Below are 15,843 nucleotides of genomic sequence, written 5' to 3'. Positions count from 1 at the left end.
CCACCTAAAAAAGCTTTCGGGCAAAAATTATTTTTACCCCTTCGTCGTAGCTTTAAAGGTGGTCCCCATGCAAAACCAGGTGTTGGAGTGGCTGCAGACTGGAAGGGATGATGCCGAGGACATAGTGGACCTCCCCTGGAGCGTTAAGCAGGTTGGGGAAAACCACTACGTGGCTGAACACCCGAAGATACCCTTCATGCTTAACGTCCTCTTCATGGACGGCTTCGTAAGGCTCGTGGTTCCCTCAGGGATTGAAACGATAGCCATGGAGCTCGGGGACAGGGTCAAAACTTACCACACCCTCCTCGTCCTCAACGAGAGGATGAACATGCTCAAGTTCACCCTGAGCGGCATGAACGACGAAATAACCCTCCGCGTCGATCTTGATGAAAAAAGCCTTGGAAAGGAGGAGTTCAACGACGCCCTGACGGCCCTCCTGGTGGGAATGAACGTCCTCATGGACGCCCTGGGCCTAACCGAGGAGTTCCAGGAGGCGATATTCGAGAGGCTCAGCATGATGATAATCGAGAGGATCCAGAAGGGCGCCAGCGAGAGGGAAATAATCGACTTCCTGACCAGGAAGGTGGGCATGCCGGAAAGCGAGGCCAGAACTCTCCTGAGCGAAATAAAGAAGGCGATGAAAGGGGACGATAGGGGGTACTTCTGAGTGGAGCCCGGAGTGCTCTACTCCCCAGTTTTTCTCGAACACAGGCCGAAAAATTATCACCCCGAGAATCCCGGGAGGCTTGAGAAGGCAGTTGAGAGCCTCAGGAAAGCGGGGCTCTGGAGGCCACTCGAGCCAGAGCCCGTTCCTGAAGAAGAGCTCCTCAGGGTTCACAGTGAAGACTACGTTGAGCTCGTGAAATCGCTCGGAGAAAGGTTCACTTACATCGACCCGGACACCTACGTTTCTCCGGGTACTTTCAAAGCCGCCCTTACTGCCTTCGGCGCATCAAAAACGGCTGTTGAGCTTGCATTAGAGAAGAAAGGGCTTTACCTGGCTTTAGTAAGACCGCCCGGCCACCACGCCGGAGAATCCGGTAGGGCCTTTAACGCCCCGACCCTCGGCTTCTGTATATTCAACAACGCTGCCTATGCTGCCAAGGTGGCAGAGGAAAAGGCAGGAAAGGTTCTGGTTATAGACTTCGACGCCCACCACGGCAACGGCACCCAGGAGATACTCTGGAACGACGAGAAAGCTGTCCACATAGACCTCCACGAGAGGGATATCTACCCGATGAGCGGTTACGAACACGAGGTCGGTGGAAAAGATGCCGAAGGGACGAAAATCAACATCCCGATGCCGCATTACGCCGGCGACGACGACTACATCTACGCCTGGGAGGAAATAGTTCTTCCAGTAATGGCCCAGCTCAGGCCAAGGCTTATAATTATTTCAGCCGGCTTCGACGGCTTTCTCGGCGAGGGCCTCACAACGCTCCGCCTCAGCGAGGCCTTCTTTGCCTACGCCGGCTCAACGCTATCCCGCTATCCGCTCGCGGTCATCCTGGAGGGCGGCTATTCTATCGGCCTCGAAAAAGGCCTGCCAGCTTTCATCGGGGGCTACCTCTCGGGGGAGATAAGGGAAGTCCCCGTTACGCCGTCCTACGGGGCCTTAACGACGGTCTCGGCGGTAAAGGAAGTGCAGGGGCAGTGGTGGGAGCTCTAGCTTACCCGCCGGAAGTTACTTACCCCGGGATAAGTTAAAGGTTCTTCACGACCTCCTTAACGACGGGGTCCGGAATAGAATATTCGTTTCCTCTCTTTTCAAGGTAGCCGTACTTGAGGAGGTTCTTCAGGAGGGTGGAGAACTTCGCGTCGTTTACCGGCCCCATCTTAAACTCAACGTACTCCTTTATGGTGCTCCATCCTGTATTTCCCATGGCGACGGCTTTCAGTATAACTCCATATCTCCGGCTGTTCTGGATAAGGGACGAAAGTTCCTCTCGGATTAACTTTTCTGCCATATTAAAGAGCTCATCCATGGCCTCGGAGTGGGAAAGTCCCCTAACTCCACGGAGATAACCGTACATCGTGAGCCAGCCGACTATACCGTCGAGTCTCTCAACGGCCTCCTCGATCTCCTTCTCAGCAGGTTCGATGCCTATCTCCCCAAACCCCTTTCTGAGGAAGTCCACACTCTCTTCCCGTTTGAACCTCTGGAGCACTATCTCCCTCGCATACCTGCCGAAGAGGGGTTTTTTGGGGTCTTCAAGGCCAATGAAATCTTGGAGCATTCCCACCTCAGATCCCGTGAGTACAAAGGTTATCGCGGGCAGAGTGTCCACCGCATAGGCTATCAGACCGTCGTACCTGATTCCGGAAAGCCTGAGGTACTGGGCCTCGCCGAAGGCAATTATCGCCCGCAGGTTCTCATTCTCGGCCCAGGAGTTTATCTTTTCAAGGATTTCAGCGAGGTCTGATTTCCTGTCGAACTCCACACTCAGGCCCGAGATTCTAAGGCCCCTGATAGAGGACAGCGTTTTTTCGAGCCTCAACAGGAGGGATTTATGTGGCTTAACCATTGAGAGTAAGGAACCCAAAATTTTCTGTGCCAGAATCCCCTGAGGTATTGAACCGTGGGTAAAGTAGAGGGAGCGAACATCTATTTTTGCATAGGGGAATCCCGACTCAGCGAGGGCGACGTTCAGGAGGGAGCTCTTTCCGAGACGCCTTGTGCCAAGCAGAAGGATCAGATTTTCACCCAGGTTTGCAGCATTCTGAAACTCTTTCAGCTCATTCTCCCTGTCATACAGGTCCTCACGCCGGGCTTTGGGCTGAAGGTCGAACAGCAACTTACCCCACCGTAAGTTACTTACCCCCGGGTAAGTTATAAAGGTTTCGAAAGGGAAAGGTCAGCTGAAGCTCGCAAAGCCTATTTCATGGAGCTGCCTGAGCATGCGGAGGACTTTCCTGGCGGTGTGCTTGAAGCGGAAGTTTGTTTTCTGGTTTTCCCAGTCTCCAAGTATTTTGACGATATCCGCACTTTTAAGCTCGTCAACGTTTAGTTTTGAGTCCTTCGCGAGACATAGCTTTAATGCCTCCTTAAGGGGGTCTTCAAGCTTCTTCCTGTTGCCGTGGAACTTGGGCAGGACTTTCATGAGTATGGCAAGGTCAAAGATTTCGTCATCGTTCTCGAATTCAACAATGCCCTTCTCCTTACTTTCCTTTGCGATCTTGAAGAAGAGTGCAATCTCGTCAACGACACGGTAGCCGAAGTGCATGTCGTAGGGTTCAAGGGCTTTGTTGAGGGTTACCAGGGTATCCCAGTAGTCCGAATGCTTGCCCTTGAATTCCCTTACAGCTTCGTTTAGCTCGTCCTTTGAGCGGGCAAGGAACTCTCCGTTAGGCCCTTTTAAGTCTTGAAGGACCGTTTGTTTAAGGCTTTCTATGGCTTCTGAGGTAGGTTCATAGGGTTCTGGAGGGTACTCTTCAAGGTCAACATCGTGGAACTCCACCACAAAGGCCCTGTCAAGGACTTTCGGGCTGAAGGCGTAGGTGGTCTCGTCCATGTTGACCGTTCCAATGATGTAGAGGTTCGGCGGGAGGTAGATTTCTTTGGGAATCCCCCATTTCTCAACCTCGTCCACGTCGTGGAGCCTAAGCGGTTCTCTCGTGAATCCTTCTTCGTCCCTGCCGCTCTCAAGGACGCTCAGGAAGTCGGCGAAGTAGTACTCGACGTGGGCCAGGTTCATCTCATCGAGGAGAACGAAATAGGGCCTTGCATTCCTCCGCTTCTGCTCATAGTCCTTCTTGGCTTCTAAGATAAACTCAAGGAGTTCAGTCCTGTAGTATTTTTGGTTTAGCCAGTTATAGTAGCCAAGTAGAGCTTTGGAATCGCGCCAGTCCGGGCGGACGGATAGGAAGAGGAAGTTTTTCCCGGAATCGTCCAATAACTCTGCGAGTTCCTGGGCGATCTTTGTCTTTCCTGTCCCTGTGAGGCCCGAGAGGATAACGAAGCCCTTGGTTTTGAGGGCGGTGTAAAACTGGGCGACTAGATATGAGGGGTAGAGATAGCCTTTTGAGGCAAGATACTCGCCCAACTTAGTGACCGTTGTATCAACACTTTTCGAGACTATCCCTAGATTATACAGGACTTTGGGCGATATATCTATCAGATACACCCCCTGAAGTTTGCTTGAAGCGGGTAAACCTTCCACATCGGCGTATCTAACAGGTTTCTCTAGTTTCTTAAAGTCGCCAAGTTTAACAACATAAAACTTCCCATTTTGGGACTTTTTGAACCATTTTTCTGCAAACTCCTTGTACTCTTCATCCCAAATACCAGTTTTTTCAAAGAGTTCCATAACCTCCTCTTTTGTTAGCTCTTTAGGGGGCTCTGCTACGACTGAATATCCGATAATCTCTCTACGAACATCATGGAGAATTATATCCCCCACATTTAAGAGGCCCATTTTCCCGTAGCGACCATTCCAATATTTTTCATCTGCAGGAGACCAGAGAAGGCGACCAACATGGTTCTCTTCATGTGGTTTTCCAGGGGGTTTTGTTATTTCTAGGTAAACATGAGTTCTCCCATTACTGCTGTTGTCTCTTCTGTTTCTGAGCCACCAGCCAAAGTGATCTACAAGAACAAAGTTAATGTCCTGATTGACACATTCTTCTTTGAATAGCCTTTTCAATTCTCTAAGCCGGGAGAGAACCTCTGAATATTTAGTTGGCCTTCCCCATCCCAGTTCCCGGAAGTACCAGTCAACAGTGTTGTTCCAGGGAACAAAATAATCGGGATAATAAAAAGCCAGTGATTCAGAAATAAGGCCTTTTCCTGCCCCCCGTATCTTTTTCCATTTTTTAAAGCGTTCGTCAATGTTCTTTAGAAGTTCCTCCGGAGGGGTTTCCACAACCTCCCTGAGGAACTTTTCCCAGATGTTCTCCAAATCAGATGAGGTCTTGATGTGAAGCTTAAGGACTGTTTCACCAGAATACAGATAACGGAGGGCATCTCTTAGAAGCTCATAATTGCCTGTGTTCTTGATTTCGCTGAGGGTCTTCCTGAACTCTTGAATATTCTTGTAAGCCCATTCCTTTGCCTTGTTAAGTTCGGTATGGCAGTACTCTCTAATTAATTCTCTAAGCTCAGCTTCCTCAATCATGTTTTCACCTCCGGAACAAACCTCAAATAGCCAACGCCATTCAGTTCTCCAGTCAAAACGTCTTCTAAGTCAAATTCTTCAACCTTACCCCTATTCGTGTCAAAAAACACACTCCTCTCCCCCGGATAAACCACGACCGCAAACCTGCACCCTGAGGCATCTCTGTAAGTGTGCATTTTGTAAACGTCCTCCAGCTTTGCCCAGGTCTCGTAATTTCCCGTTTTTTCTGCAGTTTCAGTTTCCTCATCGAATTCTTCTATCTCCTCTTGCTCATTTACCACGTCGAGCTTGAACTTCGCGTCGAAGACCCCGATGAGCTCTGTGCCTTTCTCTGATGGGTCCCCGTTAAAGAGCGAAAAATCCGGTCTGAGCGCCACCGAGTAGCTCCACCTTCCCGGAGTCAGGCGCTTGTTGTAGTAAAGCCTCCATCCGTTGTCGAATTCAGCGTAAACGTCTCCCCTCTCGGAGAGCTTTCCGGCGGGGAGAACGCGAATCCTGAGTCTCTTCTTTCCAAAAATCTTTCCAAGCTCTTCTACAAGCCTGAAGAAGGCCCAGTATTCATAGAGCTTGGCGATGTCTTTGTTGTCCATCGCCTTCCTTAGTTCCTCAAAGAATGGCACGTAGGCTGTGAATTCTCTGTAAAGTTCCAGAAGGTCGCGGTAGCCGTCGCCCTTCAGAAGGGTCTGCGAGGTGTATGGGAAGAGCGTCATCTCGCCAACGTCGTCCCAGAGCCCGTCGCTTCCTATAAACTCAAGCTCCCCGAGGAGTTCTTTAATCGGTTCCAGATTTGCCATCCCACTGAAGGTTTCTATAACCCTCTCACTCCACTCAATGAGTAAGTTAAGAAAATACTTGGCAAAGCGGTTCTCTGGAGTGTCGAAGCTTTCGTACTTCCTGTGTCCCAAGACCTTGGTTGGAGCATATCCTTTCAGGTAATCCGCTATCAGAACGCCCTCTCCCGCAGGGGCCAGGTATTCCGGGTGCTGAACGGTTGAGAGAAGGACTTCTGGAGTTATCTCATCAACCTCGTCAGACCCCAGTAATTCTTCTTCAACCACGAGCTTCCTTTTCATTCTGCGAAGTACAGCCTCAAAGGCCTCGACGGTTCTTTCACGGTTCGAGCGGAGGAAGTGGTAGGCAAAAAGCTCGTTAATCGGCTCGTCGCTCTCCACGGTCGAGAACCCGGTTGGGGCCTCCAAGGAGAAGGGAAGGCTGGAAGAGATTTCCAGAAGGTTCTCCGTCAGAGTGTTTGCTACGTGCTCAAAAGCTCCCACGAGCTCTCCAACTTTATCGAGAGGCACGCATTCTAAAATCTTGAACATCTTTCCTATCTTCTTTGACAGAATAAGGACAGGCAAGCTGCCCCCGTCATTGAATCTGACCTCGGAAATGCCCACATAGTTTGAGAACTTAAAGAGATAGCCATCCCCGAGTTTTTCAACGTCCAACCCGGGTATCTCGAAACCACGGGATGATTTTACGTAGTAGTCTACCCACTCGAAAAGGACTAACCTATTCCCATCGTAGAAAGCCTGAGAGCACTCCCCCTTGGAGTGTACCTCAAAGCCATCCAGAACCTTTTGAACAGGTTCCCAGGGCATTTTAGCACCTTATGTACTTTGCCCTACAAGGTTAAAAATGTTGTGAAGTGGGGCAATCAAAGCCCCAGCATCTCCCTCGCGGCCTTAACGCCGAGGTCAAAGGCCCTCATGTTCACATCGACGGCCTTGGGCGGGACGCTGACCTTGATGACCTCCTTCACGTGCTCAGCCGATAACGGGAAGCCCGGCGTCTGGGTTAGGGCCCCAATGAGGACGACGTTGGTAGTAACGATGTTCCCTGCCTCCATGGCGAGCTTCTCTGCATCAAAGGCCATGAACCTGCCACCGAAGTCCTCCTCGATGATCTTCCTCATCTCCTCAAGGGAAGGATAGGTGGCGAGCCCCATCGAGACCTGAACCGGTGGAATTGGCCTGGAGTTCGTGAAGACCAGGCCGCCCTTCCTGAGGTAGTTGATGTACCTCAAAGCTTCCACGGGCTCGAAGGAGAGTATAACATCCCCCTTCCCCTCCGGAACCATGGCGCCGTAAACGTCCTCGCCGAAGCGGACGTAGGCGATAACGCTCCCAAAGCGCTGGCTCATGCCGTGAACCTCGCCGACGCGGACTTTGTAGCCAGCGCGGAGGGCCGCCCAGCCGAGCAGGTTCGCCGCCGTCAGGATTCCCTGGCCGCCTACTCCGGTGATAACGACGTTGTACTCCCTCATCTCACTCACCCTCCTTCACGGGCTCGAAGGCTCCAAATGGACATACCTGGGCACAGCCACCGCAGCCCCAGCACATCGTCGGGTCAACCCTGGCCTTCTTGCTCTCAGGATCCCAGTAGATGGCCGGACAGCCGTAGGCGTTGATGCAGACCTTACAGCCGGTGCACTTGTCCTCGACGACGTGGTAGATCGGCCACTTCATGTTCCTCCTTCTCATCTGGCCTACCTTGTAGAGCGCACACACCTGTCTGGAAACGACCACGCTCACGCCGTCGACAGCTAGAGCCTCCCTGATGGCCTCCTCAGTTGCCTTTATGTCGTAGGGATCAACTACCTTGACGAAGTCGGCCCCCATCGCTTTAGCCACGTCCTCTATGGGGATCCTCTTGCCCATGCCGTGCGGCGTCTGGCCGGTGCTCGGGTTGGGCTGGTCGCCTGTCATTGCCGTGACGAGGTTGTCGAGGATTACTATAAGCACGTTGGAGCGGTTGTAGATGGCATTTGCTAAAGCCGGAAGACCTGTGTGGTAGAAGGTTGAATCACCTATTGTGGCAACGATGATCTGCTTTTCCTTGCCCTTCCTGTGCTCACTCTCCGTCATGCTCCCGTTCATTGCCACGCTGAGGCCGTGGGCCATTCCTATCGAGCCGCCCATCGCTATGGTCGTGTCAACGGTCTTAAGCGGCGGGAGGACGCCGAGGGTGTAACAGCCTATGTCGCTCGGGAATATAGCCTTCGGTCCAGCCGCCTTTCTTATGGCGAAGAACGTGTTCCTGTGGGGGCACGCCGGACAGAGGCTCGGGGGCCTCGGCGGGACTATCTTCAGGACTTTCTCATACTTCCTGTCGATCTCGCCAAAGTCTACCGGCGTTTCCATGCCGAGGAATTTGGCCATTGCCTCAACTGCCACCCTCGTCGTCATCTCGTAAACCCTCGGCACGAGGTCTTTTCCGTGGATTGGGATCTTCAAGCCCTTGTCGTAGGCCCAAACCTTAACCTGCTCCTCAACGACAGGCTCAAGCTCCTCAACGATGAGTACCCTCTCAAGTCCCTCCAAGAACTTCTCGAGCAGGCCGTAGGGAACCGGGTAGGGCGTTCCGAGCTTGAGTATCTTCACGTTCTCGACGCCGAGCCAGGCCAAGGCCTCCTTCACGTAGGCGTAGCTGAGGCCGGGGGCGATTATTCCGACCTTGGCGTTTTCATCGCCTTCAACCCAGTTGAAGGGGCTCCCGTTGAACTCCTCGCGGAACTTCTCAATCGTTTCAAGCAACCAGGGGTGCTTCTTCTTCTGGAATGCGGGTATGTCAACGTACCTCTCCGGGTTCTTCTTGAAGTTCCCGAACTTCCTCCTGGCCTGCTTTATCTCCTCGGGCAGTTCCCCAAGGACGACTTCGCCGCGCATGTGGGAGCTCCTGGTGGTCGTTCTGAGGATCACCATCTGCTTGTACTTCTCGCTTATCTCGAAGGCGTACTTGACCATGTCCTTGGCTTCCTGGACGCTTGAAGGCTCCAAAACTGGAATTCCAGCGGTCTTGGCTATAGCCCTCGTGTCCTGCTCGTTCTGACTGCTCCACATGCTCGGGTCGTCGGCGACCATAACTATCAGCCCGCCGTCAACGCCCATGTAGCTTACCGTCATGAAGCTGTCCATGGCAACGTTCAGGCCCACGTGCTTCATGGCCGTCATGGCCCTTAGACCGCTCCACGAGGCAGCTAGAGCCGTCTCAAAGGCAACCTTCTCGTTGGTGGAGTACTCCATGTAGATACCAGCCTCTTTGGCGACCGTTGCCATCGTGTCGGTAAGTTCTGAACTTGGAGTCCCCGGATAAGCCGCAAACACCGCTATGTTGCCCTCCAAAGTCCCCCTTGCTATTGCCTGGTTTCCGAGGAGAAGGACCTTCTCCCCGGGTTTGTCCCACAACACCACGTCTGTAACCTTCGCCATCTAAACCGCACCTCCGGATATCTCATTAAGGTATTCATCAAGTTGGGTTTTGTCCAAAACATAAAATGCTCTAATACCCATCTTCCTGGCACGGGCCACCATATCCTTTAGTATTGCGTTGAACTTCTTGGCGGTGGCTATGAAGTAGGAATCCGCGGCCCTTGGATGAATTTTCCGGGCTATCGTCTTTGCATCCTCGAAGATCCAGTCTTCAGAGACCTGCAGAACCTTTGCCTCAAGGTATTCCATGGTTAAATCAACTGCCCCCTCCTTGCCGGTCAGTCTTTTCGCTAAGCTTATAGTTTCAACTACTCCCAGGCGGGGCATTAGTAGAGGAATCCCCCTGGCCTCAGCCGAGGAGATTGCCTTTCTCGCCAGTCTGTTCCTATCCCCTTTGCCCTTAACCGGAATGATTGAGTCGATGAACACCGATGTGTCAACCACGAGCATTCCTCATCTCCCGCAGGATTTTGTGCGGATCCTCCTTAACTTCACCTACCATTCTTTCGTAGAGGTCAGCTAATAGGGTTGGTGGGGGTTTTGGGAACCTCTCTTATGGGAATCCACTTTAGCCTCCACCACTCACTCCTCCAAAACTCCCCTTGCCTTCGCAAACTCAACCAGAGCGTGGGCACCGGCGGCCACATCTTCCGGCCTCTCGTAGCTCGGAATCCCGTTGGCCTCGAGGATTTCCTTGGCCTTCTCACTGACGTAGCCGGCCATGAAGAGGCCGAGAACGGGCTTCCCGTTGTTTACCTCCTTGACCGCCTTAACAACTCCCTCGGCGTGCTCCGTTGGCGTCATACCAGCGAACGTTGGAACAACACAGATGCTTATGAGCATGTCCACGTTTTTGTCCTGCAGGAGGGCCTTGGCAGTCCTGTAGTAGTCCTCTCCTCTCGCAGAGGCTATCATGTCAACGGGGTTCTTTACCGCCGCCATCGGCGGGAGGAAGGAGCGAAGCTCCTCTATGGTTTTCTCCTCGAGCTCGGCAAGCCTGAGCCCGCGCCTGTCAATCTGGTCAGCGGTTAGAACCCCCGGGCCACCGGCGTTGGTCATTATGGCAACGCGCCTGCCCCTGGGGAGGGGCTGTGTAAAGGCTCTCGCCATGCTGAGCATTTCATCTATGGTCTCAGCTATTAGAACACCACTCTGCTTAAAGGCCGCCTCATAAATCTTCCAGCTCCCGGCTAAGGAGCCGGTGTGGCTTGAAGCCGCTTTAGCGCCGCTCTCGCTCCTCCCGGCCTTGAGGGCTATGACGGGCTTCTTTTTGGTAACGCGCTTAGCAACCTCAATGAACTTCCTTCCATCTCTGATGCCCTCGATGTAGAGGGCTATCGCCTTGTCCTCCTCTGTTTCCGCTAAATACTCCATAAGCTCCGCGAAGTCGAGGTCGGCCATGTTGCCGACGCTTACAAACTTGGAGAAGCCAATCCCCTCCTTCACCGTCTTGTAGACTATTCCTGCCCCGAGAGCACCGCTCTGGCTGACGAAGGCTATGTCACCCTTCTTGGCGTCCATTATGAACGTCGCGTTCATGTCGTTGAGGGTGTTCATTACGCCGACGCAGTTCGGGCCAATAAGTCTCATGCCGTAGCTGTGTGCAATCTCCACCAGCTCGCGCTCCTCTTTCTTGCCTTCTTCATCGACCTCGCCGAAGCCGGCGGTTATAATGACCGCCCCCTTAACGCCCTTCTCGCCGCAGTCGACTACGGTGCCCTTTACGAAGTTCTTCGGGACGACTATTATTGCCAAGTCGACCTCATCTGGAATGTCCTTAACGTTCCTGTAGGCCTTGACTCCCTGGACTTCCTCCTCCTTGACGTTGACCGGGTAGACCTTTCCGCCTTTGTATTTCCTGAGGTTCTTGAAGACCTCGTAGCCGAGCTTGAGGGGGTCGTTGGATGCCCCGATGACAGCTATTGCCTTCGGCCTGAAGAAACAGTCGAGATTCATCAACCTCACCGTTTAAACCTCGGCGGAATCGTATATAAGCTTTCCCAAAACGGTCATCGGAGCATTTTAGGGCATTGTTGGGTCTTTTGAGTCACTAACGAGCTTAACCTGTCATCGAAAGCTTTAAGTAAGCCTGGGTTATTTTAACTTGGGGGTGTAAAGATGGTGAAGGTGCGCTTTTTGGGCCACGCTGCCTTCCTGATAGAGGGGAGCAGGAAGATCCTCATAGACCCGTTCCTGAGCGGCAACCCGAAGGCGGCTGCCAAGCCAGAAGAGCTCGAGGCAGACCTCATACTGGTCACCCACGCCCACGGTGACCACATAGGCGATGCCATAGAGATAGCCAAGAGGACGGGGGCTAAGGTAGTGGCAATGTACGATGTTGCCAACTACATCAGCAAGCAGGCCAAAGGACAGGTTGAGACGGTGGGAATGAACTACGGGCCGACGAAGGTTGAGGGGGTCGAAATAGTGCAGGTTCCGGCCTGGCACTCGAGCAGTGATGGAGTACACAGCGTAGGCAACGCCTCCGGGTTTATCGTCAGGCTCGACGGTAGGACGATCTACCACGCGGGGGACACCTTCGTGTTCTCGGACATGGCCCTGTTCAGCGAGCTCTACGGGCCGATCGACGTGGCTTTGCTCCCGATAGGCGGGCACTTCACGATGGGGCCGAGGGAAGCTGCAAAGGCCGTTGAGCTCCTTAAGCCAAGAAAGGTCGTGCCGATGCACTACAACACCTGGCCGCCGATTGCTCAGGATCCCGAGGAGTTCAAGAGGCTGGTAGGGAATAAGGCTGAAGTGGTCATCCTCGAGCCCGGCGAGGAGATTGAGGTTTGAAGAGGTTTCTTTTTTATTTTAAACTTGAAGTAGACAACCGTTTCATACCAAAGTCCCTCTACGACAATATAAGGGCCCGAAGTCTATGAGGTCGTCCGGAGCTTCAAGAATCCATTCGTGGAGTGAAAAGGTTATATCTTTCCTTTACCACCATATTTCGGTGGATAATATGGAGGAGATTGAGGTCGTTTACAAGAACGGAGTCTTTAAGCCCGTAAAAAATGTCCGATTCAAAGAAGGGATCCGTGGAAAAATTATCATTGAGATGGGAATAGCAGATATCATCGAGAACTTCAGCAGAAAAGTCGAGAAAGATGCCCTCAAAGAGTTCCTGGAGGAGCGGCGATGATAGTGATTGATACCTCAGTGTTCATCGACGTCCTGTTTTAATACGACAAAAAAGAACTGAACTTGCCAAAAATCTCTTTCGACTTATCCAGGAGCTGAAGATTCCAATAGCTGAACCGGATATTTTTAATAGAACTCATCGGCCAACTGGTCAGAGGGATACCCAGGGATGAGGCTATGAGCCTGTATGAGCTTCTCGTCGAGAAGATAGACACAGTTGATACCTGCAGACTCAGGGAGATTTCCTTCGAAATTGCCTTTCGAACTGGCTGTCGGGCAATAGACTCTTTTTACATACCGGAGGAGTGCCCTAGTCTCAAACGACAAATTCCAGGTCGAAAGTGCCAAAAACTACGGGGTTAATGCATTCTATCTTCTTGAGGAGTTTCAGGAACTGGAGGAATTCCTCAAAGATTCAACCGAGGAGTGAGTGAGACTTATACTATCTTATCTTTGTCCGTTTTGATTTCGCACGATGCTGTGGAACCCAGCAAGCCAGAACAAAAAGAGGACAGTAAACTTTTATACTTCCCCCCAATTTCTCTGGGGGGTAAGAGATGAAGCCTGCAATCGTTTTCGGGACTAGGCCTGAGATAATAAAGCTCCCACCAGTCGTAAGGGCCTTTGAGAAAGAAGGCATCAGGCCATTGCTAATCCACACCGGCCAGCACTACGATTATGAGATGAGCAACGTATTTTTGGAGGAGCTGGAACTTCAAAGGATAGATTACCATCTCGAAGTTGGCTCGGGAAGTCAGGCAGAACAAACCGGCAAGGCGATGATAAAAATAGAGAGGGTTTTAATGGACGAAAAACCGGATGTAACAATAGTTCAGGGCGACACGAATACTGTCCTTGCGGGTGCCCTGGCCAGCGTAAAGCTCAGGATCCCGGTAGCGCACGTTGAGGCTGGCCTGAGGAGCTTTGACCGGACAATGCCCGAGGAAATAAACAGAGTTTTAACCGACCACGCAAGTGACGTTCTCTTTCCCCCTACGGAAGAAGCAAGGAGAAATCTGGAGCGGGAAGGAATAACCGAGAACGTTTACGTAACCGGGAACACGATCGTGGATGCCGTCCTTCAGAACTCAGAAATAGCCGAGCAAAAGAGCCGGATTCTGGAGGAGCTCTCCCTGAAGCCAAAGGGGTATATATTAATAACCGCCCACAGGGCAGAGAACACCGACAGCAGGGAGAATCTTGAAAAACTGATCGGGATCTTCGAGTCCCTCTCCCTGCCGGCAGTCTATCCAATGCACCCAAGAACGGAGAACAGGCTGAAAGCCTTCGGGCTCTGGGAAAGGGTGGGGCAGATAAAAGATCTAATTGTGACCAAGCCCCTCGGCTACCTTGATTTTCTCAGGCTCCAGAAGAACGCGAAGATCGTGATGACGGATTCAGGGGGTGTTCAGGAGGAGTCAATAATCCTGAACGTGCCCTGCCTGACGTTAAGGTACAACACCGAAAGACCGGAAACCATCGAAGCAGGCGGAAACGTTCTCGTGGGATTGGAGAAAGAGAGAGTGCTGGAGTACGTGAACCGTCTTATAGAGGATGAAGAGTTCTACAAGCGGATGGCAAACGCCCCGAACCCCTTCGGCGATGGGAAGGCGGGAGAAAGAATCGCCTCAATCCTGCTGGGGATGTACGATGGAGGCAAACTGGTGGTCAGGAGCTCGCGGTTCATTTAGTCCCCTTATTCTTCACCCTTAGACCAGCCAAGAGTTTTGATGTTTTTAGACATTTCTAAAATCTCACTAAACGCCCCACTCTTGAATTTCATACACGCTTCAAGTTCCCTCTTAAGATAGTCTATCATCAAATCTTTCAGCTGTATTTCCTTTTCGAGGGGAAATACCTGCATCCCCAAGTAGAACATATTCATCCAGCAACTCGCCTCCCTCTCAAAGAGCTCCCTTTTTCTGGTGAATCGCCTAAACCCGGGAGAAGAAAATTTCTCCCTCAGCTCATTCTTGTAAAAATTCCATATGCCTCTGGCTTCGTAAGTGTCTGGGGCGGTCACCATGTTAAGTTTCATAATGCCAAACCTCATCTCCTCCAAGATTTCTTTGAGGTCATCAGCAGTGAGGGATGGAGAGGAATGTTTTTCTTCATCCTCCATAAGCTGTCTCAGGTAGCTCCACCCCTGCTTGTTTATGCTGTACATGTACTTGTAACCACAGTTGTATCTCTTTCCCTTCTCGTTTTCACACGTCCTTGGAACCTTCCGACGCCTGAGGAAGCCCATCATATATAACCTACGGAGATCGTTGGATATCAGCTTTGGTCTCACCCTCTCAATGAGCTTTATCAGGATCTTGGGATCATCGATTTCTTTGAAGAAATACTCTGATAAGCCCTCTGCAACAGTTCTAGTATCGAATTCATTCTCACCGTACAATTTGGCGAGGAGCTTGAGCAACTTCCTGAAATCTAACAGAACCTCCTCCACGACCTCATCACCTAATTAGATGTTAGATTTCATCATTTAAAAACCTAGCCAAAGGGAACGCGGAAAGTCGCGTGAAAAATTCACGCGGGCGACAGCGGTTTGAAAAGCAAATCAATGACGTGGCGGAAACATTGAGACAAATTTGACTAAAAAACATCGAGACCCAGACTCACTTTTGTGGTTTGTAATGCGATAACAGGAGAACCTCTATAACGTCTCCGGGTTTTATTTCCATAACTTCTCTTAAGGGCTTGGGGATGAATATAGAGCCCTGTTCACCAACACGGGCCGTAAAAGTGCCCTCCTTTGGTCTTTTATCACTATCATACTTCAGTATCTTAACCTCGACGAAATCACCGCGCTCTATGCCGTAGAACTTTCTCGTGCCAGCAGGGATTATTATCCTGCCGATTTTGTGGACAATCATGTGAAACTTCGCCAGAACTTCCATGTCAACCCCCTAACAACCTCCTCATTTTGTTTTTAATATTCTTTTGGGTGTCCAAAAACTTTAAATATCATTTTATGTGATTTTACATCAAAAAATGATGTGGTGATTGAAATGCTGAACCTTGACGGGGCTGAGGAAATCCTCGAAAAGATGAAGCTCAGGTTCCTCATCCAGGAGAAGGCCAAGATTGCTGGGGCCGAGGTGCTGGATTCAGTAGCTATTCTAAGAGATGACCACCTCTTAGTCCTCCTGCTCTTTGATAAGAGACCGAAGAAAATCTACCCTGTTAAGTTTTGTAACTATGATGTAGAACTCTGGCTCGTTTGGAAGAGGGGGAAGAAGGTATACGTTCAGGATGTGAAGGATCAAGAGATTATTCCCCTTGAGGCTGGAGAAATTGATGCATTCATAGACCTTATGCTTCAATGAGATCTGCCAAAATTCTTTTATAACTCCCGAGCAAGATGAAAT

15 protein-coding genes are annotated in these 15,843 nt (G+C 51.3%); 6 read left to right on the top strand and 9 right to left on the bottom strand.

Annotation, left to right across the window (positions count from 1 at the left end):
* Window positions 1-67 precede the first annotated feature (67 nt).
* Together ACZ47M_RS08805 and ACZ47M_RS08800 are read left to right on the top strand one after the other, a co-directional pair.
* A complete protein-coding gene (locus tag ACZ47M_RS08805) occupies window positions 68-667 on the top strand; it encodes a DUF8183 domain-containing protein (RefSeq protein WP_315341761.1) in 600 nt (199 codons plus the stop codon).
* Window positions 668-1,669, top strand: coding sequence for a histone deacetylase family protein (locus ACZ47M_RS08800; protein WP_315341762.1), 1,002 nt, complete (start codon window positions 668-670; stop codon window positions 1,667-1,669).
* Between the two features lie 34 nt (window positions 1,670-1,703).
* Here ACZ47M_RS08800 and ACZ47M_RS08795 read toward each other — a convergent pair whose 3' ends face one another.
* From ACZ47M_RS08795 to ACZ47M_RS08765, 7 genes are all read right to left on the bottom strand, one after another.
* Complete coding sequence (locus tag ACZ47M_RS08795) at window positions 1,704-2,795, bottom strand: AAA family ATPase (protein WP_315341764.1); 1,092 nt, start codon at window positions 2,793-2,795, stop codon at window positions 1,704-1,706.
* A gap of 60 nt (window positions 2,796-2,855) precedes the next feature.
* Window positions 2,856-5,114 (bottom strand): McrB family protein, encoded by a 2,259-nt coding sequence (locus tag ACZ47M_RS08790; RefSeq protein ID WP_315341767.1) that lies wholly within the window; start codon window positions 5,112-5,114, stop codon window positions 2,856-2,858.
* On the bottom strand, window positions 5,111-6,715 hold the full coding sequence (locus ACZ47M_RS08785; protein ID WP_315341768.1) for a DUF2357 domain-containing protein: 1,605 nt from the start codon (window positions 6,713-6,715) through the stop codon (window positions 5,111-5,113). Before ACZ47M_RS08785 ends, ACZ47M_RS08790 begins: the two co-directional genes overlap by 4 nt.
* A 56-nt stretch (window positions 6,716-6,771) precedes the next feature.
* The gene (locus ACZ47M_RS08780; protein WP_315341771.1) at window positions 6,772-7,380 is read right to left on the bottom strand and encodes an indolepyruvate oxidoreductase subunit beta; all 609 of its coding nucleotides are present in this window, start codon (window positions 7,378-7,380) and stop codon (window positions 6,772-6,774) included.
* Between the two features lies 1 nt (window position 7,381).
* The gene (gene iorA / locus ACZ47M_RS08775; RefSeq protein ID WP_315341774.1) at window positions 7,382-9,325 is read right to left on the bottom strand and encodes an indolepyruvate ferredoxin oxidoreductase subunit alpha; all 1,944 of its coding nucleotides are present in this window, start codon (window positions 9,323-9,325) and stop codon (window positions 7,382-7,384) included.
* Entirely contained in the window at window positions 9,326-9,775 is a 450-nt protein-coding gene (locus ACZ47M_RS08770) for a type II toxin-antitoxin system VapC family toxin (RefSeq protein ID WP_315341776.1), read from the bottom strand.
* A 132-nt stretch (window positions 9,776-9,907) separates the two neighbouring features.
* A complete protein-coding gene (locus ACZ47M_RS08765; RefSeq protein ID WP_315342261.1) occupies window positions 9,908-11,281 on the bottom strand; it encodes an acetate--CoA ligase family protein in 1,374 nt (457 codons plus the stop codon).
* A gap of 162 nt (window positions 11,282-11,443) precedes the next feature.
* On the opposite strand from ACZ47M_RS08765, the gene ACZ47M_RS08760 reads away from it, so the two are divergent.
* The 3 genes from ACZ47M_RS08760 (at window position 11,444) to wecB (ending at window position 14,160) form a co-directional block, all read left to right on the top strand.
* The gene (locus ACZ47M_RS08760; protein WP_315341779.1) at window positions 11,444-12,121 is read left to right on the top strand and encodes a metal-dependent hydrolase; all 678 of its coding nucleotides are present in this window, start codon (window positions 11,444-11,446) and stop codon (window positions 12,119-12,121) included.
* A 169-nt stretch (window positions 12,122-12,290) separates the two neighbouring features.
* Entirely contained in the window at window positions 12,291-12,470 is a 180-nt protein-coding gene (locus ACZ47M_RS08755; protein ID WP_315342264.1) for an antitoxin family protein, read from the top strand.
* A gap of 556 nt (window positions 12,471-13,026) precedes the next feature.
* Window positions 13,027-14,160: a non-hydrolyzing UDP-N-acetylglucosamine 2-epimerase gene (gene wecB, locus ACZ47M_RS08750; RefSeq protein ID WP_315341782.1), complete on the top strand. Its 1,134-nt coding sequence runs from the start codon at window positions 13,027-13,029 to the stop codon at window positions 14,158-14,160.
* A 5-nt stretch (window positions 14,161-14,165) separates the two neighbouring features.
* Here the strand turns inward: wecB and ACZ47M_RS08745 are convergent, their stop codons facing one another.
* Together ACZ47M_RS08745 and ACZ47M_RS08740 are read right to left on the bottom strand one after the other, a co-directional pair.
* Complete coding sequence (locus ACZ47M_RS08745; protein WP_315341784.1) at window positions 14,166-14,921, bottom strand: hypothetical protein; 756 nt, start codon at window positions 14,919-14,921, stop codon at window positions 14,166-14,168.
* Between the two features lie 169 nt (window positions 14,922-15,090).
* Complete coding sequence (locus tag ACZ47M_RS08740; RefSeq protein WP_315341786.1) at window positions 15,091-15,372, bottom strand: AbrB/MazE/SpoVT family DNA-binding domain-containing protein; 282 nt, start codon at window positions 15,370-15,372, stop codon at window positions 15,091-15,093.
* 111 nt (window positions 15,373-15,483) lie between these two features.
* On the opposite strand from ACZ47M_RS08740, the gene ACZ47M_RS08735 reads away from it, so the two are divergent.
* Complete coding sequence (locus ACZ47M_RS08735; RefSeq protein WP_315341789.1) at window positions 15,484-15,801, top strand: hypothetical protein; 318 nt, start codon at window positions 15,484-15,486, stop codon at window positions 15,799-15,801.
* The last annotated feature ends 42 nt before the right edge of the window (window positions 15,802-15,843 follow it).

The sequence above is a fragment of the Thermococcus waiotapuensis genome (assembly GCF_055384795.1).
The sequence above is the reverse complement of the archived record's forward strand: the minus strand, read 5'-3'. Positions and strand labels throughout refer to the sequence as shown.

Coding starts and splice junctions, on each gene's coding strand:
- ACZ47M_RS08805 (WP_315341761.1), top strand. CDS start 68: ATGCAAAACCAGGTGTTGGAGTGGCTGCAGACTGGAAGGGATGATGCC.
- iorA (WP_315341774.1), bottom strand. CDS start 9,325: ATGGCGAAGGTTACAGACGTGGTGTTGTGGGACAAACCCGGGGAGAAG.
- ACZ47M_RS08760 (WP_315341779.1), top strand. CDS start 11,444: ATGGTGAAGGTGCGCTTTTTGGGCCACGCTGCCTTCCTGATAGAGGGG.
- ACZ47M_RS08765 (WP_315342261.1), bottom strand. CDS start 11,281: ATGAATCTCGACTGTTTCTTCAGGCCGAAGGCAATAGCTGTCATCGGG.
- ACZ47M_RS08755 (WP_315342264.1), top strand. CDS start 12,291: ATGGAGGAGATTGAGGTCGTTTACAAGAACGGAGTCTTTAAGCCCGTA.
- ACZ47M_RS08770 (WP_315341776.1), bottom strand. CDS start 9,775: ATGCTCGTGGTTGACACATCGGTGTTCATCGACTCAATCATTCCGGTT.
- ACZ47M_RS08740 (WP_315341786.1), bottom strand. CDS start 15,372: ATGGAAGTTCTGGCGAAGTTTCACATGATTGTCCACAAAATCGGCAGG.
- ACZ47M_RS08790 (WP_315341767.1), bottom strand. CDS start 5,114: ATGATTGAGGAAGCTGAGCTTAGAGAATTAATTAGAGAGTACTGCCAT.
- ACZ47M_RS08785 (WP_315341768.1), bottom strand. CDS start 6,715: ATGCCCTGGGAACCTGTTCAAAAGGTTCTGGATGGCTTTGAGGTACAC.
- ACZ47M_RS08735 (WP_315341789.1), top strand. CDS start 15,484: ATGCTGAACCTTGACGGGGCTGAGGAAATCCTCGAAAAGATGAAGCTC.
- ACZ47M_RS08780 (WP_315341771.1), bottom strand. CDS start 7,380: ATGAGGGAGTACAACGTCGTTATCACCGGAGTAGGCGGCCAGGGAATC.
- wecB (WP_315341782.1), top strand. CDS start 13,027: ATGAAGCCTGCAATCGTTTTCGGGACTAGGCCTGAGATAATAAAGCTC.